Below are 23,823 nucleotides of genomic sequence, written 5' to 3'. Positions count from 1 at the left end.
TCATTCAAGCTTTCTATTCTCATTCATTGTGTTTCCAGATAGCTTGTGGCTGTATTTGCTCTCCTTAAATTAACTTAAAGGGATGGTTATCTTGGACGAAGCTAAAACCTTGGAATTGACCCCCTATCTCAAAGACAGAGGCCTGAGAATTACGCCTCAAAGATTATTAATTTTAGAGGCGATTAGTTCTTTTGAAGGTCATCCAACAGCTGAAGATATTCATCGATCAATTCCATATACTAGTCTAACTACGATTTATAATAATCTTAAGCTCTTTGTTAAACTTGGAATTTTAAACGAATTACCGTACGGAAATGGATTAAGTAAGTATGAATTAAATCATTCAAAGCATTACCACGTCATATGTCAAAGATGTGGAAAAATTGTTGACTTTAATTATCCGAATCTTAAAGAAATAGAACATGTAGCGTCAAATCTAACAAACTTTGAAATTCTACATCATCAGTTTGAAGTCTATGGTATTTGTTCTTCATGCCAGGATGAAGCAGGATAAGAAATAGATAGATATAAGATAACTGTAAGGATAATTGTTGAAAGGGTGATTATATGATACCTGAAAAGAAAATATGCCCTAAATGTCAGGGAGAAATCAAGCAATTAAAGCACAGTATTCTTTGCAATTGTGGTTTAAGATTAAAATCCATTAAAGCAATTGTCTCCTAGGAAGCCCAATTAAAATGAATGTAAATACGAAAAAGGTTCATGAAGTCATACTGACTAGCATGAACCTTTTTATTTGTATCGCTTATTAACTGGAGAGCAGTCTCAATTTCCTTAACCATTTCACCTACAGAAGTCAATCCACCACCTGATATTAATTTTTATCCCACACCGCTTCTTTTTCTCCATTTATTACTACCAGTTCACTATCTTTATCAGTTCATTGATTGAATTATTCTCTTTTGAATTTATATTCATATATTCCCTTACTAGTCATCTGGTATGTCCCTATGATAACTTGTTAATATAAACTAACTATTACCCATGCATTTGCCAAAATCTAATGCACCTGGAGTATAGAAGATTTATATCCAAGATAGTTGCTTAAATAAGTTGCTTTATGTAAATTGAAAATCTAGTTATAATGAAATCAAAGACTTGTCAGGAAGGGAATTTATGAATATAACTACCATTCTCCTTAGTTTGGTCCTCATCCTTAACATTGTATTTGCTTTTGTCGTTGTCTTTGGCGAACGTCGAGATGCTAGTTCAGCTTGGGCATGGCTGCTCGTTTTATCTTTTATACCCGTTCTAGGGTTCTTCCTTTACTTATTTCTGGGGCAAAATTTAAGCCGTGCCAGACTTTTTAGTTGGGAAGATAAGCAAAAGATTGGGATTGAGCAGGATATTGCACACCAGCTAGAGGAAATACGCTCTGGTACTTTTCATTACCGTAAGGAATCCGAATATAATGCTCAAGAATTAATTTTTCTACACTTATTAGGGAATGATGCTCCACTCACGCGGGATAACTCCGTCGAAATTTTTACAGATGGTCGAGTAAAATTTGAACGGCTCCTAAAGGATATTCAAACAGCGAAACATCACATCCACATCCAATACTACATAATAAAAAAGGATAATTTAGGAAAGCGAATTCGAGATACACTGATTGAAAAAGCTAAGGAAGGAGTCAAGGTACGAGTTTTATATGATGAACTTGGTTCGAGAGGATTATCAAGACGGTTCTTTGAGGATCTTCGTAAAGCTGGTGGAGAGGTAGAAATTTTCTTTCCATCAAAATTCAGATTAGTTAATTTCAGACTTAATTATCGAAACCACCGTAAGATTGTAATCATCGATGGCCAAACCAGCTACATTGGTGGATTCAATATTGGGGATGAATACCTCGGTCTTAATCCTCACTTTGGCTATTGGCGAGACACACATCTCAGAATCCAAGGAACCTCTGTCCATGCAATTCAAACACGTTTTATTCTTGACTGGAACCAAGCATCTTATAGCCATGATATTGATTATCACCCTGGCCTTTTTCCTAAACCAGATAACAATGGACATGTCGGAATTCAAATTGTTACAAGTGGTCCCGACTCTGAGTGGTCACAAATTAAAAATGGCTATATTAAAATGATTTCCCTTGCGAAAAAATCAATTCTTATCCAAACACCCTATTTTATCCCGGATGCTAGCCTCTTAGATACGATTCGGATTGCATGTCTTTCTGGGGTAGATGTGAAAATTATGATTCCAAACAAGCCTGATCATATATTTGTTTACTGGGCTACGTTGTCAAATGTTGGGGAACTTTTAAAGGCTGGTGCGAAAGTCTATATTTATGATAACGGTTTTCTTCATGCAAAAACCGTTGTCGTTGATGAAGAGATAGCATCTGTCGGCACCGCAAATATTGACATTAGAAGCCTTAATTTAAATTTCGAAATTAATGCCTTTATCTATGATAAAAAAATTGCCAAGGACTTATCCAATACCTTTGAGCATGATGTTTCCAAATCTACCCTGCTCACCTGGGAGCAATACCAAAATCGCTCAAGATGGATTCAGTTTAAAGAATCGGTCTCCAGGCTTTTATCGCCAATTCTTTAAAAGTTATAAAAACAAAAGAGGCTAAGCATGTGCTTAGCCTCTTTTCCTGTTTACGTTTCTACTTTAATATTCGCTTCTTTCCTTAGCCTTAAAAAACGAACCGTGTTTAAAATAATAGTCTTTGCAACAGCATAAGTCGGCACTGCAAGCACCATCCCAAGTATCCCGGCAAGATTCCCTGCCACCAATAAAATAATAATAATGGTTGCCGGATGTGTATCCAAAGACTTCCCGAGAATTAACGGTGAAAGAAGATTTCCTTCTAATTGCTGAGCAATAACAATTACAACAAGAACGAGCGCAGCTTTAGCCGGTGAATCAAAAAGTCCTACAATCACAGCAGGTGCCCCACCAATAATTGGTCCAACATATGGGATAATATTGGTCACCGAGACGATTAAAGCCATGACTAATGCATATGGTAGATCAACGATTAAAAATCCGATAAAGGAAAGTGTCCCTACGAATAATGCAACCGTAACCTGCCCCTGTATGTATGCTGATAAGGTTTTTGCTGTACTTTCAAGCGTCTCTACACCTTGTTTACGATAAGCAGCTGGGATGAATTTAGCAATGGCTGCTTTTAACCTATGTCCATCCTTAAACATAAAAAACAGCAAAAATGGGACGGTTACAATTGTAATCGTAATATTTGCAATCCAGCCAACAATATTGGAGATACCATTTGTTAACCGATCAGGAAGGGTATTAGCGTATTCAGTAATACGTTGAATAATCTCCTCTTGTGTAACGTATTGCTGCGTCATTAACCATTGATATTGGTCAGTTGTAGCAAAATTATTAAAGAATCTTTGTGCTTGTCTTGCATACACTGGAATATCATTCACTAGTTCCAAAACCTGTCTCGAAATAATTGGTACGAGATTTCCTATTGCAAGAACAATCAAACCTACAATCCCCAAATAAAGCAAAATAATCGCGATTACTCTAGGAACTTTCCAAGCAACAAGAAGATTCACCAAAGGATTAAACAGAAAAAATAGAAAGCCCGAAATAATGATAGGGAAAAATAAGGTTGAAACAAAAACACCTACCGGTTCAAACAAAAATGAAATCTTCGAAGAAACATAAATGATTGTTAGGATAATTAAAATTTGCAATGCCCAGTACTGAAAGTTTTTTTTCGCCACATTCTCACCTTTTCTACTAATACAGATAAATCCATTATATCAATTTTCACACAGCTTTGCTTCTAAAAGCACTCTAAAAGGTAAAAGGTAATATGAGAATTAATGATTAATTCGTTTCCACCTTTTCTCTTTATCTACTTGCTGATTGTAAGTAGGATTTCCCCCTATTTGACTACGTTAAACTCAATGTATTTTTTGTTCTTTCGCTATCCACCTAGCTTTAATTTACCAAATATCAATTAAAACATTCATTGAAATTGATTTCATGGTTTGAAACTACAAAAAAAAAGAGAACCCTATTAGGTCCCCTCACCTTTTGATAACATTCTTTTTTTCCTGTGTATCTTTAGCTAGGATGTTGATTCCTGCTCCAATCAACTTTTATTTAAATCAAGAATACCCTTTAATGAGTAGTAAGATTTTATAAATTTTACAGTCTAGATGTTTCACCTGACCACTGACTCATCCCCGGTACAACATTAATGACATTTGAATATCCATTTTCTGTTAATTTCTGAGCTGCTAAATCACTGCGGCTCCCAGTACGGCAAACAATATAAATTTCTTGGTCTTTAGTTAGCTCGGTCATTCGGTCTTCTAATTCCCCCATAGGAATAGAGATTGCATTAGGAATATGATTAAACGCATATTCTGCTGCTTCTCTAACATCGAGAACAACAACATTATTGTTGCCTTTCAATTTACCTTCAAGTTCCTCGTTTGAAATCACATTGGGGTGCTTCTTCTCGATTGTGTCCTCACCTGAAGACTTTCTCAAGTAGTGTCTTAACACTTCGCCTTCCTCGAGCACACCTAAATATTGGTGACCTGTACTCCCTGCCCAAGCTTTAAGATCAGCAACCGATCCCTTATCTGTAGCTTGTACCTCTAACACTTGACCAGCTTCTATATTATTCATTGCCTTTCTCGTTTTAACGATAGGCATTGGACAAGCTAACCCCTTTGCGTCTAAGACGACATTCACTTTAATATCATTCATATTCATTCTCCACCTTTGCTCGTATGTTTGACTTTTTTATAGATAGGTTTCACAATTTTATCGCGAGATTACTAGATAAATAGATTCACATTTCCTTCTTGAGCATCTGCTAAATAAGCTGCTACACCAGCGTATTCAATATTATCCAATAATTCCTCTTGTTGCAGTCCTAGTAAATCCATTGTCATTGTACAAGCCACCAACTTAATTTCTTGTTCTTGTGCCATTTCAATTAATTGTGGAAGCGGCATCGCATTATGCTTTTTAATTACATGTTTAATCATCTTAGGACCCATTCCCGCAAAATTCATTTTAGATAAGGCCATTTTGTCTGCGCCTCTTGGCATCATCTTTGAAAACATTTTTTCGAGAAAACCTTTTTTAAGTTCTAGTGGCTCATCTTTACGAAGGGCATTCAACCCCCAGAACGTATGGAAAATGGTTACCTCATGATCGTATGCAGCTGCGCCATTGGCGATGATGTATGCTGCCATTGCCTTATCGTAATCACCGCTAAATAATATAATCGTCGTTCGTTTTTTTTCAGTCATCGTTATCCTCCTAGGAGTTATTATTTTTAAAATTACCCGCATAGGTATCTGTCATCACAAAAAAATATATTAAGCTTTTTTAATCCAGAATTTCAATATACCTGCATCTTCTTCATGCCTCATTAACTCATGTCCACCTGATTTAGCCCATGCAGCAAGGTCATTTTTAGCTCCTTTATCTGTTGCATGAATTTCTAATACTTGTCCAGACTCTAAATCATTCATTGCCTTTTTGGTTTTGACTATCGGCATCGGACATGCTAACCCTTTTGCGTCTAATACTTTATGTGAATTTATCATGTGAATTCCTCCCATTCATTTTCCAATCTTTTACCTTTACCCCTATGGGTATATTACTAAATAAAAAAAAGAAAGTCAACCCGTGAAAATTATCTACTTTTCACGAGAAGGTTGACCGCCTCTTTTATAAATTCATCGGTTTTTTCGCCGTTTTTCTCAGCCTCAAGCACACATTCAACTAGGTTAGAACTAACTATTACTCCTACTGTTCTATCTACTGCTGATCGTACTGCCGATAATTGTGTAATGACATCTTTACAGTTTTTATCTTCTTCCATCATTTTCAAGATTCCTCTAAGCTGGCCTTCCATTCGTTTAACTCTGTTCTTGATTTGATCATTATATTCCATCAGAAACCGTTCCTTTCTATTATGCTGATATTTGTTTGTTGCTGCTTACCGTTGCCTTTTATTATTGTATAGCTACTGACATTAAATCCTTTTTTTCGTAATATACGGATACCCATATTTTTTTCGAGATGGTCTGAAGCAATAACATGGATTTTCCTACTAGCTATTTCTTGATAATTCCTCTTCAAATAGGCAATTGGGATGTTGATTGAATTTGGAATTGGGTGTCTATAGGATTGATTATATTCTCTTATATCTACAACTTGAATTGAATGGATATTAAAATCAGTCATTCTAGTGGACTGTACTCCTGTAACCGGAACATATCTGACATATACTAAGCCTATAATGAGGCTAATTAACAATAACATATAAAACATCTTCATACCTCATTTTATTGAATAATGACTTACAGAGAATATAATATACCCCAATAGGTATCATGTCAAGTTTCACTTAGATTAGTCAATATTTTACCAAAGAATCATATATACTTCTAAGTATTTTGGTGAAATTAAAGTGACTTTTATAGTTAAAGTGAAAAATGCCCACTTTTATGTGGGCATTTTTACTCTATTTCTTTTGTTCTTCTGCTTTACCTGGTAAAAGTTCCTTAGAAAATTCATTTAAGGTGGCCAAATTGGGCATTTTCCCGTTTTTTCCTAAATTCAAGTTTTCCATCAAGGCATCAATATTTTTTATTGGCTGATTAGTGTCATTATTCCTTTTATTAACCATCCCAAACAACGCTGCTCCGGCTAAGCCTAGCCCAACAATTGATGCACCTATCATACCTCTATTGTTTTTCTTTTTACCAAACATCCTAAAAAAATTTTGCGTTTTCTTTCTATTTAAAATCGAGGTCATCGGGTTGTTCATCCAAACACTTCCTCAATAGTAATTTGGAAAAGCATTTTTCATTTCGCCTTCCATACTTTAAATATGTGCAATATAGATCTTAATCATGCTGGCAATGTTTGTTCAGAAATAAAGAAAAACACCACATTATGTGATGTTTTCTTGATGATTCCGACTGGGTTCGAACCAGCGACCTCTACCCTGTCAAGGTAGCGCTCTCCCAGCTGAGCTACGGAATCAATATATATAATTTAATTACTTAAGACATTTATTAATATATACTGTTTTCCTCTTAAAGTCAACACTTTTTATACCAACCGAAACCTTGTATCTTTTTCGTACTTTCTGTTTCGTTGCCATTTTATAGAAACCCTTTTATTTCACGTATGCATAATAGAACAAATGTTCAAATATAATGCGAATAGTACTCAGAAAGGAGCTTCCCTATGCAGAATATCTTAGTTAGGGCCATAGAGCAGCAACAACTTGTTCAAATCATCTATCTTGATGCCAATCAGAAAATTACCCAGCGAATAGTTAGGCCCTACGAAATCAATGAAAAGCACCTGAAAGGTTTCTGCTTCCTTCGGAAACAGGTTCGGCTTTTTAAGCTAGATGATATCTTAGCCGTTTCCCCTCTTCGTCAAACAAATAAACGATTAGGTTAAAAAAGAAGCCCTTTAATAAAAGGACTTCTTTCTTTTAGTTTACTGGCTGTGTTTGGCCATTTTTATTTCGTTTGAAAATCAACTGTAAGGCAATTAGTAGGATAAATACTCCTAGGCCGAGAATATCGGTCATTCCCTCTGGATAAATCAGCATTAATCCACCAGCTAAACCAATGATTCTTTCATACCAGGTTAGTGGTCTTAACCAGTACCCAATGATACCTGCGCCAATCGCCATCATTCCAGCAATTGCAGTAAAGACAACCCAAATCAGATAATACCAAGTAGTATCAATCATCAATAGCTCTGGTGATAGCACAAACATATACGGAATAATAAACGCCGCAATGGCGAGCTTCGCTGAGTTTACTCCCGTCCGCAACGGCTCGCCACCAGATACACCTGCAGCAGCAAAGGCTGCAAGGGCTACTGGAGGGGTAATATCAGCAATAATTCCAAAATAAAATACAAATAAATGAGCTGAAAGATCAGGTACTCCTAGTAAAATAATCGCCGGAGCTGCAATTGTAGAAGTAATAACATAGTTTGCCGTTGTCGGTGAACCCATTCCCAAGACAATCGCTGCAACCATCGTTAGCATTAACGTCGGAATTAACACCCCTCCAGCAAGGTCTAATAATCCATTTGCCAATTTAAGACCCAAGCCTGTTTTAGTAACAACTCCTACAATGATCCCTGCAGCCGCAGTTGCCGCTGCCACACTTAAAGCGGTTCTTGCACCGTCAACCAGAGCATCAATCGCATCCTTAAAGCCAATTCTTGTATCCTTACGAATTAAGCTTACTAAAATGGTAATTAAAATTGACCATAATGCTGCACGCATAATACTCATACCACTAACCATTAACAAAATAACAGCAAGAATTGGAAGCAAGAGATAAATCTTTTTAAGTACTTCCTTGCGATCAGGTAGCTCTTCGTCAGTCATGCCACGAAGGCCAACTCGTTTAGCTTCAAAGTGAACCATGATCCAAATACCCGTAAAATAGAGCAATGCAGGGATGGTTGCTGCTTTAGCAATTTCCCAGTAGGTGATTCCACCACCAATAAACTCAACCATTAAGAAAGCAGCTGCTCCCATAATCGGAGGCATTAACTGTCCACCAGTGGAGGCAGCAGCTTCAACCGCACCAGCAAACTCTTTTCGATATCCCAATTTCTTCATCATCGGGATGGTAAATGAACCCGATGTTACAACGTTGGCAACCGAACTACCACTAATGGTACCCTGAAGAGCACTTGAGAAAATCGCTACCTTAGCAGGTCCACCAACTCTTTTTCCAGCCAATGAAACAGCAAGATCATTAAAATACTGTCCGACACCGGTTTTAACGAGAAAAGCACCAAATAGCAAGAAGAGAAAAATAAATGTGGAAGATACCCCAAGAGGTGTCCCTAGAATCCCTTCGGTTGTAAAGAACATTGTGTGTATAAGTGTATCCAGGTCTAGGCCCCGATGGGCTAAAAATCCCGGCATATACGGTCCATACAATGCATAAACCATAAACACTGTAGCAATGATTGTAATCGGCAATCCTACTGTCCTTCTTGTTGCCTCAAGGACCAGTAGGATCGCAGCCAAGCCTATAAAGTAATCGACCTCAGTCAGACGACCTACCCTGTTGACTAACTCATCAATCTTTAATGGCCAATAGGCCCCTACAGCCACACCTAGGACTGCCAACACCATATCATACCAAGCTACCTTTGCCTTACGAAGGCTCCTTTTTCTCATTGGAAAAAGCAAAAAGATTAGGGCTAACGCAAAGCCCAAGTGAATCGATCGCTGTATCTGGGCCGTATAAACGCCAAAAATAGCAGTATAAAGCTGGAATAGCGAAAACGCCAACAGGCCTATAAATACAATCCAACCCATAATTCCTTTCAATTTCCTTGTCGCAGCCTCAGGGTCAAATTTTTCTAATAACTCCTGTTGTTTTTCCTGCGACAATGTCCCCTCATTAGTCGTCAAGGATTTTCACTCCTCTCAATTGTTGTATAACGTTTAGTTTTTTTATTTGTACCATTACTCTTGTTCCTGGTTCGATGAATTCCGCTAGTGGATATGCTTTGCTTTTAAATAAGAGGGTATGGTTGGCTCTTACTTGACCAACACGCAACACAAAAGAAGGAAATTCTCTTTTCATATTCTTAATATAGTACTTCCCATTTTTTGCTTCAAAAACCTCACCCTCGGAAGCAGCTGAGGGCATACCAATCGCGTAATTTTCATACTCCAATTCATACTGCCTAATGTTACCCTGGGGTGTTGCTTGATAACTTTCAATGACATCCGTTAAATGAATCGAATGTTTATATTTTATCTTAAAGGTATCACCTGTTGCCAGTGGAATATAGGTAATCGCCATATTATTTTCGATTTGTAGGAATACAAGAGCTTGTTTATAAGGAATAACCACAGAAATGGTGATGATTATAACGGTGAGGAGGAACAGAACGAAGTTGAGTTTTTTGCTATTTTTCATATAGCTACCGCCTATCCAATTCCTCGTAAAGAGGGCAATAATTCAATAAAGGAAAAAGGACCATAGTTAAATTAAGTCTATTATTACTGTAAAAATATAAAAAATTGCTTTTAAGGTGAATTGACCGGGCATAGTAGCCTTCTTTAAGGCTCTATGTCCGGTCAATGGTCTTGCTTACTCTGCGGTAATTCCTTTTTCATCAAAGTACTTTTGTGCTCCAGGGTGAACGTCAATTCCTACACCATTCAGAGCTTTTTCTGCGCTAATTTGCTTGGCTTTTGCATGGGTAACTTGGTCAAGGTTCTCGAAAATAGACTTTGTTACATCATAAACAACTTGTTCTGATAGATCAGATTTTACTACAAGCATTGCTTGGACAGCAACAGTTGGAACAGCTGCGCCAAGTTTGTATGTTCCAGAAGGAACTTCATCCTTTGTATAGTAAGGATACTTTTCAATTAATGCATCAGCCTTATCTGCTTCAACAGGAACGATCACAACAGTTTCAGTTGCTGAAAGCTGTTCAACGGCAGCTGTTGGAGTACCAGCAGTAACGAATGCTGCGTCAATGTTTCCATCCTGAATTCCACTTACAGATTCATCAAAGCTAAGATCCTGTTTTTGGATATCATCTAATGTAATCCCATGTACTTCAAGAATTTGCTCTGCATTCGCAGCGGTACCTGAACCAGGTGCACCAATTGAAACCTTTTTCCCTTTTAAATCTTCTACAGATTTAATACCTGTTTTTTCTGTTGTAACAATTTGGATTGTTTCCGGGTAAAGTGTACCGATAGCTTGAATATTGTCAACCGCATTTCCTTCAAACATTAACTTCCCTTCGGATGCATAAGAAGCAATATCCGTTTGCGTGAAAGCAATTTCAGCCTTGTTATCTTTTAGAGACTGCATATTCTCTGCAGAGGCACCAGTTGTTTCAGCCGTCGTATCAATGCTTGTTCCATCCGTAACGATTTTAGCGAATGCTCCGCCTAGTGGATAGTATGTACCACCTGTTCCGCCTGTTAAGATACTCATAAACTTAGGTGTATCGTCTGTTGCTTTTTCATCTGTGTCAGTGTCTGTTCCACCTTCATCATTTCCGCCACCACATGCAGCAAGAAACATTGAGAGCGCCAACATTAAAACGGCAAATAATAGAAACTTTCTTTTTTTCATTACATAGCCCCCTTTTAGTCATAAAGATACTCCCTTATATTCTATCATACATATTAACAACTTTGTCAATTTAAACTATTGACTTTCGCCCTTGTACACTTCCCTAACGAAAATATATATATAAGAATAAAGTGAGCATCCTATTTCTATTTTGTATAAGGTATATGCTAAGATTTTTTACGTGAAACGTTTTAACAAAGGAAGGAGGTTTCTCTAATGGATTACCAAAAAGGCTCAATAGAAGAGTTGAGTTTATTCAGCTATGCTTTGGCAGAAGAAATGACCTTGCTAGTTTATACACCTGCATCCTTTTCTCCATTATATAAATATACACTCTTAATTGCTCAAGATGGGAAGGACTACTTCCAATTGGGCAGAATAGGCCGTGTCGTAGATGAGCTTCATGCAAATAATGAGATTGAAAATCTTATTATCGTTGGGATTCCCTATGCATCAGTTGAGGACCGAAGACGGAAATATCACCCTGAAGGTGCTCAACAGGAAGCCTATATTCGTTTTCTCGCCCACGAGCTTGTTCCTTTTCTAGACAAAGAATATCCTACCTTACAGATGGGGATGGGAAGAGCCCTAATCGGAGATTCCCTTGCCGCTACTGTTTCATTCATGGCTGCTCTAGAATATCCAAATACATTCGGCCGTGTAATACTTCAGTCTCCTTTTGTTGATGAAAACGTTCTGCAACAAACTAAAAAATTTAAGAAAGCAGAACTTCTAAACATTTATCATACAGTTGGAAACAAAGAAACTGAGGTAAAGACAACTGACAATAAAACGAAGGACTTCTTAACACCGAATCGAGAGCTCTCAAAACTGTTGCAAAATCAAGACGGCCTCTACCACTATCATGAGTTTGAAGGCGGTCATTTTTGGACACACTGGCAGCCAGATATAAAAAGCGCGTTAAAGAAAATGTTTTCAAAACAAATGGATTTTTCTATACTTTAAAAAATTTGTTATAATGGCAAAAAAAACCTCTATCACTTGCTCAATTGATAGTAGGTATTTATCCTAGAAAATGGAGGTTATGTGTATGAGATTTGGTGTCGTAATATTTCCATCAAAAGAAATACAAGACTTTGCAAATTCCTATAGAAAACGGTATGACTCAAATTATGCTTTAATTCCACCTCATTTAACAATCCGATCTTCGTTTGAGGCAACAGGATTAGGCATTCAGGATATCGCGAAAAAGATAGATAATATTGCAAAGGATTTCCAGCCCGTTTCTTTACGCATTTCAAAATTTAGTTCCTTTGCTCCTGTGAACAACGTCATTTACTTAAAAGTAGAACCTTCAGAAGAACTAGAAAAACTGCATAACGATTTAAAACTTAACTTTACTAGTGAGCAGGAGTATAGTTTTGTCCCTCACATTACTATAGCCCAAAACCTATCAGATGATGAACACTCTGATGTGTATGAATCTTTGCGTATGAATAAAGTTAGCTTTGAAGAGACCGCGGATCGCATACATTTACTTTATCAATTAGAGAATGGGTCTTGGACTGTTTACGAAACATTTCGCTTTGGAAAGGAATAAGGAAAAAATGGAAGTAAAAGTTGTTAACAATGAAAAAGAATTAGCTGATGCATTTGAGGTAAGAAAAAAAGTATTTGTTGACGAGCAGAAAGTCCCGGAGGAAGAAGAAATAGATCAATATGAAGAATCCGCTGCTCATTTTATTCTATATCAAAATGGAGAACCAGCTGGTGCCGGGCGTTTTCGCGTCGTGGATGGCCTCGGAAAGGTAGAGCGAATTTGCGTCCTAGCTTCACAGCGTGGGACAGGGGCTGGTAAAGCAATCATGAAAAAGATTGAGCAACATGCAAAATCAGAGGGGCTTGGAGCCTTGAAGTTAAATGCCCAAACCCACGCCATCCCTTTCTACAATAGCCTTGGATATGAAGTCATTTCAGATGAATTCCTCGATGCTGGCATCCCCCATAAAACAATGAAAAAGAAAATTTAACCAAGGACCCTGCAATAGGGTCCTTTTTACTTTGAATTACCCAGCTCTAGCGCCCTTGTGCAATTCTAACCTCGTAAACAATTTCCTGTTTTTTATTTCATCAAAATTCTGTTATGATAGAGTCTGTCTAATTTTTGTTTTAAAAAAGAGGGAATTCTATGAAGACCGCTTTCTATAAAAATAGTTTAATAAACCTTGATCAAATGAATCGAGAGGATTATCAACGACTTTATGAAGATGGTAAGAGAGGGTTAGTGTCCTGTTCAGCATGTGGGGAACAGGTTCGTTTATACCTTGGAATCAAAAGCCCCCCCACCTTCTACCATCATCTTGATAAATATTCGTCTTGTGAAGATTCTTTAGTAGAGCCTTCTTCAGATATAGATAAAGACCTATATGTTGAAAGGGACGGTTTCCGAATCCCTAAATCGCGTAACATTGTAACTGCAGAGCCTAAACCTTCCTATAAGACTGCGCAAGTACTAAAAATTCAACAACCTTTTAACAGACAGAAACCAAATTCACCTAAGCAATCAAATGGATATATGAAACAACTATATAATGCTGGAGTCCAATTTGATGAAAATCAGGCAAAGGCAGTAACTAGTATACAAGGACCATTGCTTATTCTTGCCGGTGCTGGGAGTGGCAAAACACGTGTCCTTACCGCTAGAACCGCTTATATGCTTGTCGAGCAAAATATTGCCCCTAATCGATTGATGCTTGTCACTTTCACAGCAAAAGCTGCAGCAGAGATGAAGAAACGACTTAGTGGTTACCCTAGTTTAAACTCTGGACAGATTAACAGCATCGTTTCTGGTACCTTCCATAGCATTTTTTATAAAATATTGCTCCATCATGAGCGTGAAAGGTGGTCTGGGGAACATCTTCTGAAAAAAGACTGGCAGCGTGAACAGATTGTAAAAGAAGCAGGCAGGAAATTGGGGCTTGATGATAGAGAATTTGCTTACGACATGGCCCTCCAACAAATCGGATTATGGAAAAATACTTTACAAACTCCAAAAGCTGTAAAGCCAGAAACTGCTTGGGAAGAAAAAGTCGCCTTGTTATATAAGGATTATGAAAAGGTTAAAGCCAAAAGCGGCTTGTTTGATTTTGATGATATGCTGATTGGTTGCTATCAGTTGTTTATAGACCAGCCTCAATTGCTTGAGCAATATCAAAACCGTTTTGATTATTTCCTTATAGACGAGTTTCAAGATATTAACAAGGTACAATATGAATTAATAAAAATGCTATCTTCACGCACCTATAATGTTTGTGCCGTTGGGGATGATGATCAATCCATTTACGCCTTCCGTGGCAGTGATCCTTCGTACCTTCTAAAATTTGAAAAAGAATTTCCGGGTACGAACATGGTCATTCTTAATCAGAATTATCGTTCTCCGCATGAAATTGTCGAAACGGCCAATACCATTATCTCTGCTAACCAACAACGGCACAAAAAAGAAATGAAGGCACAATATGCTCTCTCCGTACAACCAATGATTTTTTATCCTTATGACGAAGAAGAAGAAGCAACCATGATTTTAACGGATATTCAGGAGAAAATTGCGAAAGGAGCAAAGCCTGAGGACTTTGCTATCCTTTTTCGGACCAATACGGCAAGTAGAGCGATGTTTGAGCGACTTGCAGCATCTAGTCTGCCCTTTAAAATGGATCAAGACCTAGAGTCCTTCTATGATCGTTTTATGGTAAGGGGAGTCTTATCTTTTTTCCGGCTAAGCCTAAATGAAGATGATTCGGAGGCAATCAAAAATATTCTTCCATCCCTTTTCTTAAAACAGTCTGTTTTCAGAGATTTACAAGCGGAGAGTATTTTAAAAGATTGTTCCATGCTTGAAGCACTATCCCATGTTAAAACAGGGTTTGCCTTTCAGGAGCAAAAATTGAAGAAACTTGTCAATATCGTACGCACGTTATCCTCTACTCCCCCTCTTATTGCCATAGAAAAGGTTGAAAAAGAGCTTGGATTCCAAGACTTTATTAAAAAACGTGGGAATGAAGGGAACAAACTGGAGAAGGGGTCAGATGATCTACGCGACCTTAAAGTTGCTGCTCGTCCCTTTACGACTATCGCAGAGTTAATTGAACATGCAGACCATATGAGTGCAATGAATCGTGAAATAAAAGCTCTCGGAAAGAAAATGGAAAGTGCGATTATTTTAAGTACGATTCACCGTTCGAAAGGGCTTGAATATCAAAATGTATATGTACTTGGATCTGTCGATGGCAGTATCCCGCATGATTTTGCCTTAGATTCTTATCGTAACGGTGACCCACAACCATTAGAAGAAGAACGTCGTCTTTTGTATGTTGCGGTGACACGAGCAATGGAGCGGCTCTATCTTTCTGTCCCACAGTATAGACGTGGCAGAAAAGCCAACCCCTCTCGGTTTTTATCATTATTGAAAAAAGAGCAGACTAAAGATTAAGAGCTTATCAAAACAGGACCCTTCGATTAATCAGGGTCCTGTTTTATCTTACTTTTTTTTATTCAGCATTTTTGAAATTTGGTTCATATCTAGCTGTTTTCCGTCCTTAACAATGGATTCAACGATTTTTTCTTCCATTTCTCTTGATACTGGTTTATTAGCAATTTGCGATACTCTACGGATTACGCCACGAACAGTCTGCTCATCTTTAAAGTTCGCATTCTGGAGAGAATTTGCTAAATCAAGGATATCCTTCATGTTTACACCTGTTTTCTTTTCAATGCCTTTAAAGAATTGGTTATCCATTTAAAATCACGCCCCTTTTTGAACTACTCTTATTCTATGAGAGAGGCGTAAATTGGTGAAAAAAAAAGAGCTAAAATGGACAGCCGCGTCCTGATAGCTCTTTTCGAAATTTCATCATCTTTTTATCTGTTTTTCGATTGATTAGATGCCATTCAATGATCTAATCGATGTTTTAGCGATTCACAGGTTCTAAGATTAACTTCCCCGTCGTCTTTCTCCCTTGCAGCAATGTATGTACCTCTCTCGCTTGCTCAAGAGGGAAAGTACCGCCTATCGTCAGCTTCAACTTGCCTTCAATAACGTATTGGAAAATTTCCTGAATGCTTGGCAGCAAAATCTCAGGTCTTCTCATAATTTGAGGAAGGAAAAATCCGATTACTGACTGATTTCTCGCCATTAAAGCAGCTGGATTAAAATTGCTTTGCTCTCCACTTGCAACGCCAAAGACAACAAGTCTTCCAAATGGCGCTAAACATTTTAGCGTTTTGTAGAAGACATCTCCTCCAGCCATTTCTAAAGCAACATCGACACCTTTTTTCCCCGTTGCTTCACGGACCTGCTGTTCCCAGCCTTCTTCTGTATAATTAATTAACACATCTGCACCCATTTCACGAGCAAGTTCTAATTTTTCGGCCGTACTTGCAGTAGCAATTACCTTCCCAGCACCAAAGATTTTTGCAAGCTGTACGGCAATCGTGCCAACTCCACCTGCTGCAGCATGAACAAGAACCGTTTCTCCTTTTTCAAGTCTTCCCATTGTCTTTAAGACATGATAGGCACTTAATCCTTGCAAAGGCAAAGCAGCTGCCGTGCTATAGTCAACCTGGTCTGGTAAAGGGATTAAACCTCTTTCATCAGCAAGCGCATATTCCGCATAGCCCCCAGATTCTAGCAAAGTTACGACCCTTGTACCAGGAGTGACACTTGTTACCTCTTCGCCCACTTCAACGACAACCCCAGCAACTTCTGCTCCTGGAATATATGGAAGTGGAGTTGGCACTACATACTGTCCTTCACGTCTTGCTGTATCAGCATAGTTCACCCCAACTGCATGAACTTCAATGACAACATTTCGACCAGTTGCAACTGGTCTTTCTACATCGATTGTATTTAAAACCTCTGGACCGCCATATTCCTTAAATTGTATTGCCTTCATCAAAAATCTCCCCCAACTATTTTCCTGTAAATACAGGCCTTCTTTTCTCTTTAAATGCTGCTACCCCTTCCTGATGATCTTCGGTCGCAATCATCATTGTTTGGGTAATTCTTTCTTGTTCTAACATTTCATCAAGTGTAGCTGTAAGCGAGTGATCAACTAGCTTCTTCATCATTCCATACGCACGACCTGGACCAAATGCTAGATTAGTAGCAAGTTTCAACGTTTCTTCCCGTAATTTATCAGCAGGAACTAGTTCATTGATAACTCCTAGCTGGTACATCCGCTCGGCAGAAATCGGTTCTCCACTGAAAAAGAACTGTTTTGCCAAATGGGGACCTACTAGGCGCGGTAAGAAGTAAGCTCCGCCTCCGTCAGAAATTAGTCCAACTTTGGAGAAACTGAGTGCAAACTTACTATCATCAGCTGCAATGATTAGATCGCATGCAAGAGCTAAGTTAAAGCCTGCTCCCGCAGCAAAGCCATGTACAGCAGCAATGATTGGCTTCTCAGTATTCCGCATCGTTAAAATTAACTCATTCAACCGCCCAATATGGTCATAAGCATGTGTAGCGGTTCTGTCACCCATTGTCTTCACATCTCCACCCGCACTAAATGATCTCCCCGCTCCAGAAAGAACAATAACCTTCACCTCTGGGTCAGTTTGCGCTTCTTTCATTGAGTTTGTCAGACCAAGTATCATATCTGGGCTGAAAGCATTTAGGCTCTCCGGACGGTTTAACGTTAAAGAAAGAACTGAATTTTCCTTGCTAATTAATAAATCTTCTCTACTCATGGTCATTTCCCCTTTATTTTTTATTTACTGATTTAACGCGGCTGTTGATTTCCACTCCAGGCACGAGCGGTTCGCGGGCAGTCCGGAAGCCCCCTCGTCGCTTCGCTCCTGCGGGGTTAATTGGTCCTTCACGCGGATCAATTCAACCTAGGTCTCCCTTGACCTTGCACTCCCGCAGGACACTGAATCACATCCCTGAATACGCCCACGCACGAGAAAATGTGTAGTTCATTTTCGAGGAGTCTTCGTGCCTTCCGCTCCAATCAACCGTGTGAAAAATTCAAGAATGTACATTACAACAGCTCTTTATTTTATTAACCAGCCGCCATCTGCTAGTACATCTGAACCAGTCATATAGGAAGCTTCGCTTGAAGCAATAAATGCAATGATATTGGCTATTTCTTCTACTTTTCCAACTCTTTTGAGGGCAGTATTACGCTCAATAGCTTTCACAAACTTATCATTTTGTAGACCTCTTTCCGTTAGCGGAGTCTCAATAAAGCCTGGGGATACAGAATTCACTCTAATCCCGTATTGTGCAAATTCAAGGGCTAGAGATTTTGTTAAATTGATTACCCCTGCTTTAGCTGAGCTATAGTGAGGGATTTGTGCCCCTGCTTGATGCCCTGATAGTGAGGCAACATTTACAATAGCTCTATTATCGTTACCTCTTGTTCGGCCCGCTCCTTTGGCCATCAAGCCTCCTAAAACCTTCGCTGTAAGAAAAACGCTCTTCAGGTTTACAGACTGAACATGGTCCCAGTCCTTAACATTCATATCTAGAATCTTTCCTTGACTCGATACGCCAGCATTATTGATTAAAATATGAAAATCACCATATTGTTGCTCTATATACTGGGCAAGCTCAACTAAGTCCTCTTCATCCGTCACATCAGCAGGAAAAATCTCAGCAGCTGGAATCTTCATTGTTTGATTAATTTCCCTTGCGGCTGCCTCTAACTTTGACCTGGTCCGCCCAACAAGAATTACCTTTGCTCCCTCACTAGCAAGCCGAGCAGCTGCTGCTTTCCCAATTCCGCTCCCCGCCCCAGTAATCACTGCAACGCAATCTGCAAATCTAGCCATCTCTTTCCCCACCTCTTTTTCTAGTTATTTGTTTTTAACTTCTACACCCTTATCGGAGGACACTACTTTTCCATCTTTGAGAATTGGAACAAGGTTAATTGCCCCTTTTTCAGCAGCCAATTGCAAGTCACTCTCACCCTCATGTCGGGTAAACATGCGACCAACTAAAGAATTAGCTAAAGTTTGCTTTGAGTCTTCAGCCCTACCTTGATAAAACATCAATGCAGCTAGGGCTGAATCGGTTAATTCGTACTCTTCTCGTTTATCACCTGCGAGACAATGAATGAAATGACCTGCCCCATAAAAATCCTCTAGGCTGAATCCAGTAGAATTTCCGGAACAAACGACAACAATTGTCTCAGCATCTTTTTCCAACTGAATTGCATTTGCAACATATGGATTATTCACCAACGAAGCAATAAAAACTTTCGTTGCACCAGCTGACTTTCGAAGTGCCACTGTTCCATTTGTTGTAGATAGAATCAAGGTTTTATTTTCAATCATCTTGCCAATAAGCGTTGGACTTGGGTAAACAAAACCATCAATTGGTCTTGCTTCAAATTCACCTGCGATAACACAATCACTAGCCGGAATGGTTTTTGCTACTTCCAATGCTTCCACGCTGTTCATAACGGGAATCACTTCTTTTGCCCCATTATGGAGCGCAGAAGTGATTGTTGTCGTAGCAAGCAATACATCCAGAACTACTGCAATTTTATTCCCTGTTTCAATTTTCTCTTCGTTCAATTCCTCCTTCTTAAGGAGAAGGTGTACTTTTTGCATTTCTGCACCTCTTGTTATATTATTCTTGTCGCTAATCTAGCAAACTACCTTTTAAAAGTTGTTTTTACGTGGATGTTGATTTCCGCTTCAATCAACTTAAGTTAAATTAACCTTATCCTTTAACCAAGCCTAATTTCTCACATAATCTATTTACTAAAAGCTACATGTGTACCGTACATAATCAAGTTCCGGACGGTTTCGTCGAAGTTTGCGAACCTTGTATCATTCGTTTGGCCTTTTTTATATCGGTAGTAAATTTGCTGAAGAATGACCGCAAGTTTAAAGTAAGCAAACGTTAAATAAAAGTTGATATTCGTCACATCTCGTCCGCTCTTTCTTGCATACCTTTCAACAAATTCATTCCTTGACAAAAATCCAGGATAAACCGTTACAGAAGGTTTACTAAAGCCCTTTTTCAACATATCTGGGTCATCAGCTTGTAACCAATAGCCAAGAGCTACTCCCAAATCCGCAAGTGGATCTCCAACAGTAGTCATTTCCCAATCGAACAAACCAACCATTTCGGTTAATTCGGGGTTAAACATGGCATTGTTCAATTTATAATCATAATGAATAATGGCTGCTTCGTGTTTCTTCGGACTGTGCTTGGCTAACCACTCGGTTAAGATATCTGCTTCTTTTATATCATCCGTTTTTGCTCGTTCATAACGACCAATCCATCCATGGACCTGTCTTTCCATAAACCCTTCAGGTTTTGAAATTTCCCCAAGCTTTGTTTTTCGGTAATCAATCGAATGGAGTTCTGCTAACCGATCTACCATTATCTCGGATACCCTCCTGCAGTTTTCCTCGGTAGGGTTAATCGACTCTGGAAAAGATGTATCTAAGACAACTCCATGTTTTCGTTCCATAATTTGAAACGGGCTACCTACGACTGAAAGGTCATCTGAAAATAAAATAGGATTTGGTGCTGGAGAAAACAGTGAGTGAATCTCCGAAATGATTTTATGTTCTCTTTCCATGTCATGTGCTTTTGGGGCAACGGGTCCTAACGGAGGTCTCCTAAGGACAGCCTCCCAATCCCCTATTTGTAATTGATAAGTTAGATTTGAGTGCCCTGCAGAAAATTGTCTTATCTCAAGTCTCTCGTATGGGAGCCCATCAATATTTTTCCTTAAAAACCACTCAAGAGTTGTGACATCTAATTCTTCCCCTTGTCGTACTGGAATTGTATCTTCACCCATTTTTTGACGCATCTAATCTCCCCTCTCAAACAATTTAAGGAATATTCAGTCTCTTAAAGGCTGATGAAGTGCTGAGTTAATTGATTTCTTATCTCTTGAGGTATCTCAGTACTTCTCTGCAGTTCAAAATCAAAATAGACCATGACGGCGTTTCCTTTTGCGATAGTTTCTCCAGTCTGACTACAGTTAATTTCATGCATGAGCTCGAAACTTTTCGTGCCCACTTTTGATACATATGTTTTGATTGTAAGAACTTGATTAAAAAAGCCTTGATTAATAAAGTCAAGCTTTGTTGAAGCAAGAATAAAGTTCCAACATTCAACATTCATGTCAAAACCAAGTGATTCAATAAACCTAATTCGTGCTTCTTCAAGGTAAATAAAATAGCTTGTATTATTGACGTGACCTAAAGCATCTGTCTCCCCAAATCTGACGGTTACATGTATTTCTTCCACCCAGTACGAACCTCCTCCCACATATACCGACCTGTAATACTGACCAGTTGGTATGTTAAAGGTGTAAATAAGCGGAAGAACCTTTTTCTCCCGACTTATTTGTTTTACTTAGCTACACCATTTAAAATCATATCCACAAAAATATCTGATACTTCCTTGGCACTCTTACTTCCTTCAGGCTTGAACCACTGATAACTCCAGTTCGTAACCCCCAGTACTCCTAATGCAATAATAGGTGCATTCAAATGCTCCTTAAATTCCCCATTATCAATGCCTTCTCTAATCAACTGTTCAATATTAATCCTAAATTGATCGCGGATTGGAATGATTTTTTCAAGATGCTCAGGTTTTAAATTTTTCATTTCGCGAAAGAAGATTTTAGCACTAGGACCTTGATTATCAATATTCCCGATAAGCATGTATACAATTTCGGCTAACTTCTCCTTACAATTGTTATGCTCGCTATAAAGAATTTTTTCTTGGGCCTCCACAAGGTTTTTAATATATTTAATGTGGATGTCCATGAGCAGTTCTTCCTTGCTTGAAAAGTAGTAGTAATACGTGCCCTTTGTGACCCCTAAAGAGTCAACAATATCCTGTATGGATGTTTCAGTAAAACCTTTTTTCTCAAAAAGGCGAATGCTTTGTTCTGTTATTTTTTCTTTCACTCTACACAGCCTCACAATCTTCCTGTTTTTATGAAAAAATTATACCACAACAGCATTCGCCTTAGCCTACGTTATCACTCCAGGAATGTTTAATTCTAGATTAAAACCAAATATATTTGCTAATGACCTTAAGAGATCTTCCGTTTATGCTAATTGTTACTTTTAACTTCATCTCTTAAAGCTCTACGCAGGATTTTCCCTACAGCCGTTTTTGGAAGTTCGTTACGGAATTCAACAATAGACGGAACCCTATATGCTGCCATATTTTCTTTGCAATAGTTAATCATTTCTTCTTCAGTTGTAGCTTTCCCCGCCTTTTGCACAATCACAGCTTTAACTGTTTCCCCACGATAAGGGTCTGGGACACCAATGACAACCGCTTCCTGCACCGCAGGATGTTCATAGAGAACCTCCTCAACATCACGTGGATAGATATTGTACCCACTGGCAATGATCATATCCTTTTTCCTATCAACGATATAAAGATACCCGTCCTCATCTACTCTCCCAATATCACCTGTGTAGAGCCAGCCATTCTTCAAGGTCGCAGCCGTTTCTTCAGGCATATTCCAATACCCTTTCATAACTTGAGGTCCCTTAATAATGATTTCGCCAAGTTCTCCTACAGGGACTTCCTTTTCACCATCAGCAAGATCTACAACTTTGTAATCTGTAGACGGTACGCCTATCCCGACACTACCTGGTTTCCTATCTGCAAAATGTGGATTACAATGTGTCGTTGGGGAAGCTTCAGATAAACCATAACCTTCTAGAATTTTAGAGCCAGTCTTCCCTTCAAATTCCCTCAACAACTCAACAGGCATTGGTGCGCTCCCACTATTACATGTTCTAATACTATCAATCCCATACTTTTCTGCATTTGGATGATTCGTAATCGCTACATACATCGTTGGAACACCTGGGAAAATACTAGGTTGCTCTTGTTTAATTGTATTAAGCACTTCTTCAAGTTCAAATCTTGGTAGCATGATTGATTCAGAAGCGGTAAACACTGATAGATTCATGCAGGACGTCATCCCAAATACATGGAATAGAGGAATAACGGTCAGGATTTTTTCCTGAGCAAAATTCATTTCATCTTTAAAAAACTCGTAGCATTGGGAAACATTTGCGTATATATTTCGGTGCGTCAACATCGCCCCTTTAGAACGTCCTGTTGTTCCTCCTGTATATTGAAGGATGGCAACATCATGCTCTGGCTCAATTTTCACAGGGGTAAATGATTGTGAAGCACTAGCCATGAAACTTTCAAATGTATAATCAGACCCAAAGCTTTGTCCAGAAGGTTGTAAACTTACCACAATAACATTCTTTACTTTGGTATTTTCTTGAACATTTTTCACTTTAGGATAAAGTGCATCTAACACAATGATTGTTTCTGTACCAGAATCATTTAAAATATGATCGAGTTCACGTTCAACAAGCATCGGATTGATTTGGGTAACAATTCCGCCAGCAGAAAGAATACCATAATAGCTAATAACATATTGAGGACAATTTGGCAGCATGATTGCTACCCGATCTCCTTTTTGAACACCATTCGATTGGAGGGCAGCAGCAAACCCTAAAACACCGCCTTGAAGTTCGCGGTAAGTCAACTTCCTACCGAAAAAGGATAGTGCTTTATTATCTGGGTATTTTGCCACCGTTTCTCCAAGCATATCAGGAAGAGACTTTTTTGGAATCTCCAGGTCCTTTGCAACCGTTTCAGGGTAAAGATCTAGCCATTTCTTTCTTTCGCTCATATTCC

26 protein-coding genes and 1 tRNA gene are annotated in these 23,823 nt (G+C 38.6%); 7 read left to right on the top strand and 20 right to left on the bottom strand.

The features are described from left to right. Positions 1–91: 91 nt before the first annotated feature. Both LG336_RS04025 and cls read left to right on the top strand, forming a co-directional pair. The gene (locus LG336_RS04025) at positions 92–514 is read left to right on the top strand and encodes a Fur family transcriptional regulator (protein ID WP_404331272.1); all 423 of its coding nucleotides are present in this window, start codon (positions 92–94) and stop codon (positions 512–514) included. Positions 515–1,137: 623 nt separating this feature from the next. Then, positions 1,138–2,586 (top strand): cardiolipin synthase, encoded by a 1,449-nt coding sequence (gene cls / locus LG336_RS04020; RefSeq protein WP_404331271.1) that lies wholly within the window; start codon positions 1,138–1,140, stop codon positions 2,584–2,586. Positions 2,587–2,636: 50 nt separating this feature from the next. Here the strand turns inward: cls and LG336_RS04015 are convergent, their stop codons facing one another. From LG336_RS04015 to LG336_RS03980, 8 genes are all read right to left on the bottom strand, one after another. Then, complete coding sequence (locus tag LG336_RS04015) at positions 2,637–3,737, bottom strand: AI-2E family transporter (RefSeq protein ID WP_404331270.1); 1,101 nt, start codon at positions 3,735–3,737, stop codon at positions 2,637–2,639. A gap of 430 nt (positions 3,738–4,167) precedes the next feature. After that, a complete protein-coding gene (locus LG336_RS04010) occupies positions 4,168–4,737 on the bottom strand; it encodes a sulfurtransferase TusA family protein (RefSeq protein WP_404331268.1) in 570 nt (189 codons plus the stop codon). Between the two features lie 71 nt (positions 4,738–4,808). Further along, entirely contained in the window at positions 4,809–5,288 is a 480-nt protein-coding gene (locus LG336_RS04005) for a DsrE/DsrF/DrsH-like family protein (RefSeq protein WP_404331267.1), read from the bottom strand. A 69-nt stretch (positions 5,289–5,357) separates the two neighbouring features. After that, positions 5,358–5,585 carry a sulfurtransferase TusA family protein gene (locus tag LG336_RS04000; RefSeq protein WP_404333090.1) on the bottom strand — a complete coding sequence of 76 codons (228 nt, stop codon included), beginning with the start codon at positions 5,583–5,585 and terminating at the stop codon, positions 5,358–5,360. A gap of 92 nt (positions 5,586–5,677) precedes the next feature. Further along, positions 5,678–5,938 (bottom strand): metal-sensitive transcriptional regulator, encoded by a 261-nt coding sequence (locus LG336_RS03995; protein ID WP_404331266.1) that lies wholly within the window; start codon positions 5,936–5,938, stop codon positions 5,678–5,680. After that, positions 5,938–6,318 (bottom strand): hypothetical protein, encoded by a 381-nt coding sequence (locus LG336_RS03990; protein WP_404331265.1) that lies wholly within the window; start codon positions 6,316–6,318, stop codon positions 5,938–5,940. Before LG336_RS03990 ends, LG336_RS03995 begins: the two co-directional genes overlap by 1 nt. 193 nt (positions 6,319–6,511) lie before the next feature. Continuing rightward, positions 6,512–6,805, bottom strand: a complete 294-nt coding sequence (locus LG336_RS03985; RefSeq protein ID WP_404331264.1) for a hypothetical protein — start codon at positions 6,803–6,805, stop codon at positions 6,512–6,514. A gap of 157 nt (positions 6,806–6,962) precedes the next feature. After that, positions 6,963–7,035, bottom strand: a tRNA-Val gene (locus LG336_RS03980). Positions 7,036–7,242: 207 nt separating this feature from the next. Between LG336_RS03980 and LG336_RS03975 the strand changes: the two genes are divergently transcribed. Continuing rightward, on the top strand, positions 7,243–7,464 hold the full coding sequence (locus tag LG336_RS03975) for a WYL domain-containing protein (RefSeq protein WP_404331263.1): 222 nt from the start codon (positions 7,243–7,245) through the stop codon (positions 7,462–7,464). A gap of 34 nt (positions 7,465–7,498) precedes the next feature. Here the strand turns inward: LG336_RS03975 and LG336_RS03970 are convergent, their stop codons facing one another. From LG336_RS03970 to LG336_RS03960, 3 genes are all read right to left on the bottom strand, one after another. Continuing rightward, positions 7,499–9,457: a TRAP transporter permease gene (locus tag LG336_RS03970; protein ID WP_404331262.1), complete on the bottom strand. Its 1,959-nt coding sequence runs from the start codon at positions 9,455–9,457 to the stop codon at positions 7,499–7,501. Next, complete coding sequence (locus tag LG336_RS03965) at positions 9,447–9,971, bottom strand: DUF1850 domain-containing protein (RefSeq protein ID WP_404331261.1); 525 nt, start codon at positions 9,969–9,971, stop codon at positions 9,447–9,449. The genes LG336_RS03970 and LG336_RS03965 overlap by 11 nt, the downstream gene beginning before the upstream one ends. Positions 9,972–10,145: 174 nt before the next feature. Next, the gene (locus tag LG336_RS03960) at positions 10,146–11,150 is read right to left on the bottom strand and encodes a TAXI family TRAP transporter solute-binding subunit (protein ID WP_404331260.1); all 1,005 of its coding nucleotides are present in this window, start codon (positions 11,148–11,150) and stop codon (positions 10,146–10,148) included. Between the two features lie 216 nt (positions 11,151–11,366). On the opposite strand from LG336_RS03960, the gene LG336_RS03955 reads away from it, so the two are divergent. The 4 genes from LG336_RS03955 (at position 11,367) to LG336_RS03940 (ending at position 15,597) form a co-directional block, all read left to right on the top strand. Beyond that, a complete protein-coding gene (locus LG336_RS03955; protein WP_404331259.1) occupies positions 11,367–12,116 on the top strand; it encodes an alpha/beta hydrolase in 750 nt (249 codons plus the stop codon). A gap of 85 nt (positions 12,117–12,201) precedes the next feature. Further along, a complete protein-coding gene (locus LG336_RS03950; protein WP_404331258.1) occupies positions 12,202–12,711 on the top strand; it encodes a YjcG family protein in 510 nt (169 codons plus the stop codon). A 7-nt stretch (positions 12,712–12,718) separates the two neighbouring features. Beyond that, entirely contained in the window at positions 12,719–13,141 is a 423-nt protein-coding gene (locus LG336_RS03945; protein ID WP_404331257.1) for a GNAT family N-acetyltransferase, read from the top strand. Positions 13,142–13,299: 158 nt separating this feature from the next. Next, a complete protein-coding gene (locus LG336_RS03940) occupies positions 13,300–15,597 on the top strand; it encodes an ATP-dependent helicase (RefSeq protein WP_404331256.1) in 2,298 nt (765 codons plus the stop codon). Positions 15,598–15,645: 48 nt separating this feature from the next. On the opposite strand, the gene LG336_RS03935 is transcribed toward LG336_RS03940, so the two are convergent. From LG336_RS03935 to LG336_RS03895, 9 genes are all read right to left on the bottom strand, one after another. Then, positions 15,646–15,903, bottom strand: coding sequence for a stage VI sporulation protein F (locus LG336_RS03935; RefSeq protein WP_404331255.1), 258 nt, complete (start codon positions 15,901–15,903; stop codon positions 15,646–15,648). Positions 15,904–16,075: 172 nt separating this feature from the next. Beyond that, positions 16,076–17,059 carry a zinc-binding alcohol dehydrogenase family protein gene (locus tag LG336_RS03930; protein ID WP_404331254.1) on the bottom strand — a complete coding sequence of 328 codons (984 nt, stop codon included), beginning with the start codon at positions 17,057–17,059 and terminating at the stop codon, positions 16,076–16,078. Between the two features lie 16 nt (positions 17,060–17,075). Then, on the bottom strand, positions 17,076–17,855 hold the full coding sequence (locus LG336_RS03925; protein WP_404331253.1) for an enoyl-CoA hydratase/isomerase family protein: 780 nt from the start codon (positions 17,853–17,855) through the stop codon (positions 17,076–17,078). A gap of 306 nt (positions 17,856–18,161) precedes the next feature. Beyond that, positions 18,162–18,941, bottom strand: a complete 780-nt coding sequence (locus LG336_RS03920) for an SDR family NAD(P)-dependent oxidoreductase (protein ID WP_404331252.1) — start codon at positions 18,939–18,941, stop codon at positions 18,162–18,164. Positions 18,942–18,965: 24 nt separating this feature from the next. Next, the gene (locus tag LG336_RS03915) at positions 18,966–19,724 is read right to left on the bottom strand and encodes a 2-phosphosulfolactate phosphatase (protein WP_404331251.1); all 759 of its coding nucleotides are present in this window, start codon (positions 19,722–19,724) and stop codon (positions 18,966–18,968) included. Positions 19,725–19,870: 146 nt separating this feature from the next. Next, complete coding sequence (locus LG336_RS03910) at positions 19,871–20,941, bottom strand: phosphotransferase family protein (RefSeq protein WP_404331250.1); 1,071 nt, start codon at positions 20,939–20,941, stop codon at positions 19,871–19,873. 41 nt (positions 20,942–20,982) lie between these two features. Then, positions 20,983–21,384 (bottom strand): acyl-CoA thioesterase, encoded by a 402-nt coding sequence (locus tag LG336_RS03905; protein ID WP_404331249.1) that lies wholly within the window; start codon positions 21,382–21,384, stop codon positions 20,983–20,985. Positions 21,385–21,488: 104 nt separating this feature from the next. Continuing rightward, positions 21,489–22,052, bottom strand: a complete 564-nt coding sequence (locus LG336_RS03900) for a TetR/AcrR family transcriptional regulator (RefSeq protein ID WP_404331248.1) — start codon at positions 22,050–22,052, stop codon at positions 21,489–21,491. Positions 22,053–22,201: 149 nt separating this feature from the next. Further along, on the bottom strand, positions 22,202–23,818 hold the full coding sequence (locus LG336_RS03895) for a long-chain fatty acid--CoA ligase (protein ID WP_404331247.1): 1,617 nt from the start codon (positions 23,816–23,818) through the stop codon (positions 22,202–22,204). Positions 23,819–23,823: the final 5 nt, after the last annotated feature.

The sequence above is a fragment of the Mesobacillus maritimus genome, assembly GCF_044803185.1.
Lineage (GTDB): Bacteria > Bacillota > Bacilli > Bacillales > Cytobacillaceae > Mesobacillus_B > Mesobacillus_B maritimus_B.
The sequence above is the reverse complement of the archived record's forward strand: the minus strand, read 5'-3'. Positions and strand labels throughout refer to the sequence as shown.

Excerpts from the sequence above, each read along its gene's own strand:
- cls (WP_404331271.1), top strand. The coding sequence starts at position 1,138 with ATGAATATAACTACCATTCTCCTTAGTTTGGTCCTCATCCTTAACATT.
- LG336_RS04010 (WP_404331268.1), bottom strand. The coding sequence starts at position 4,737 with ATGAATGATATTAAAGTGAATGTCGTCTTAGACGCAAAGGGGTTAGCT.
- LG336_RS04005 (WP_404331267.1), bottom strand. The coding sequence starts at position 5,288 with ATGACTGAAAAAAAACGAACGACGATTATATTATTTAGCGGTGATTAC.
- LG336_RS03995 (WP_404331266.1), bottom strand. The coding sequence starts at position 5,938 with ATGGAATATAATGATCAAATCAAGAACAGAGTTAAACGAATGGAAGGC.
- LG336_RS03990 (WP_404331265.1), bottom strand. The coding sequence starts at position 6,318 with ATGTTTTATATGTTATTGTTAATTAGCCTCATTATAGGCTTAGTATAT.
- LG336_RS03985 (WP_404331264.1), bottom strand. The coding sequence starts at position 6,805 with ATGACCTCGATTTTAAATAGAAAGAAAACGCAAAATTTTTTTAGGATG.
- LG336_RS03975 (WP_404331263.1), top strand. The coding sequence starts at position 7,243 with ATGCAGAATATCTTAGTTAGGGCCATAGAGCAGCAACAACTTGTTCAA.
- LG336_RS03965 (WP_404331261.1), bottom strand. The coding sequence starts at position 9,971 with ATGAAAAATAGCAAAAAACTCAACTTCGTTCTGTTCCTCCTCACCGTT.
- LG336_RS03960 (WP_404331260.1), bottom strand. The coding sequence starts at position 11,150 with ATGAAAAAAAGAAAGTTTCTATTATTTGCCGTTTTAATGTTGGCGCTC.
- LG336_RS03955 (WP_404331259.1), top strand. The coding sequence starts at position 11,367 with ATGGATTACCAAAAAGGCTCAATAGAAGAGTTGAGTTTATTCAGCTAT.
- LG336_RS03950 (WP_404331258.1), top strand. The coding sequence starts at position 12,202 with ATGAGATTTGGTGTCGTAATATTTCCATCAAAAGAAATACAAGACTTT.
- LG336_RS03945 (WP_404331257.1), top strand. The coding sequence starts at position 12,719 with ATGGAAGTAAAAGTTGTTAACAATGAAAAAGAATTAGCTGATGCATTT.
- LG336_RS03940 (WP_404331256.1), top strand. The coding sequence starts at position 13,300 with ATGAAGACCGCTTTCTATAAAAATAGTTTAATAAACCTTGATCAAATG.
- LG336_RS03935 (WP_404331255.1), bottom strand. The coding sequence starts at position 15,903 with ATGGATAACCAATTCTTTAAAGGCATTGAAAAGAAAACAGGTGTAAAC.
- LG336_RS03930 (WP_404331254.1), bottom strand. The coding sequence starts at position 17,059 with ATGAAGGCAATACAATTTAAGGAATATGGCGGTCCAGAGGTTTTAAAT.
- LG336_RS03925 (WP_404331253.1), bottom strand. The coding sequence starts at position 17,855 with ATGAGTAGAGAAGATTTATTAATTAGCAAGGAAAATTCAGTTCTTTCT.
- LG336_RS03920 (WP_404331252.1), bottom strand. The coding sequence starts at position 18,941 with ATGGCTAGATTTGCAGATTGCGTTGCAGTGATTACTGGGGCGGGGAGC.
- LG336_RS03915 (WP_404331251.1), bottom strand. The coding sequence starts at position 19,724 with ATGCAAAAAGTACACCTTCTCCTTAAGAAGGAGGAATTGAACGAAGAG.
- LG336_RS03910 (WP_404331250.1), bottom strand. The coding sequence starts at position 20,941 with ATGCGTCAAAAAATGGGTGAAGATACAATTCCAGTACGACAAGGGGAA.
- LG336_RS03895 (WP_404331247.1), bottom strand. The coding sequence starts at position 23,818 with ATGAGCGAAAGAAAGAAATGGCTAGATCTTTACCCTGAAACGGTTGCA.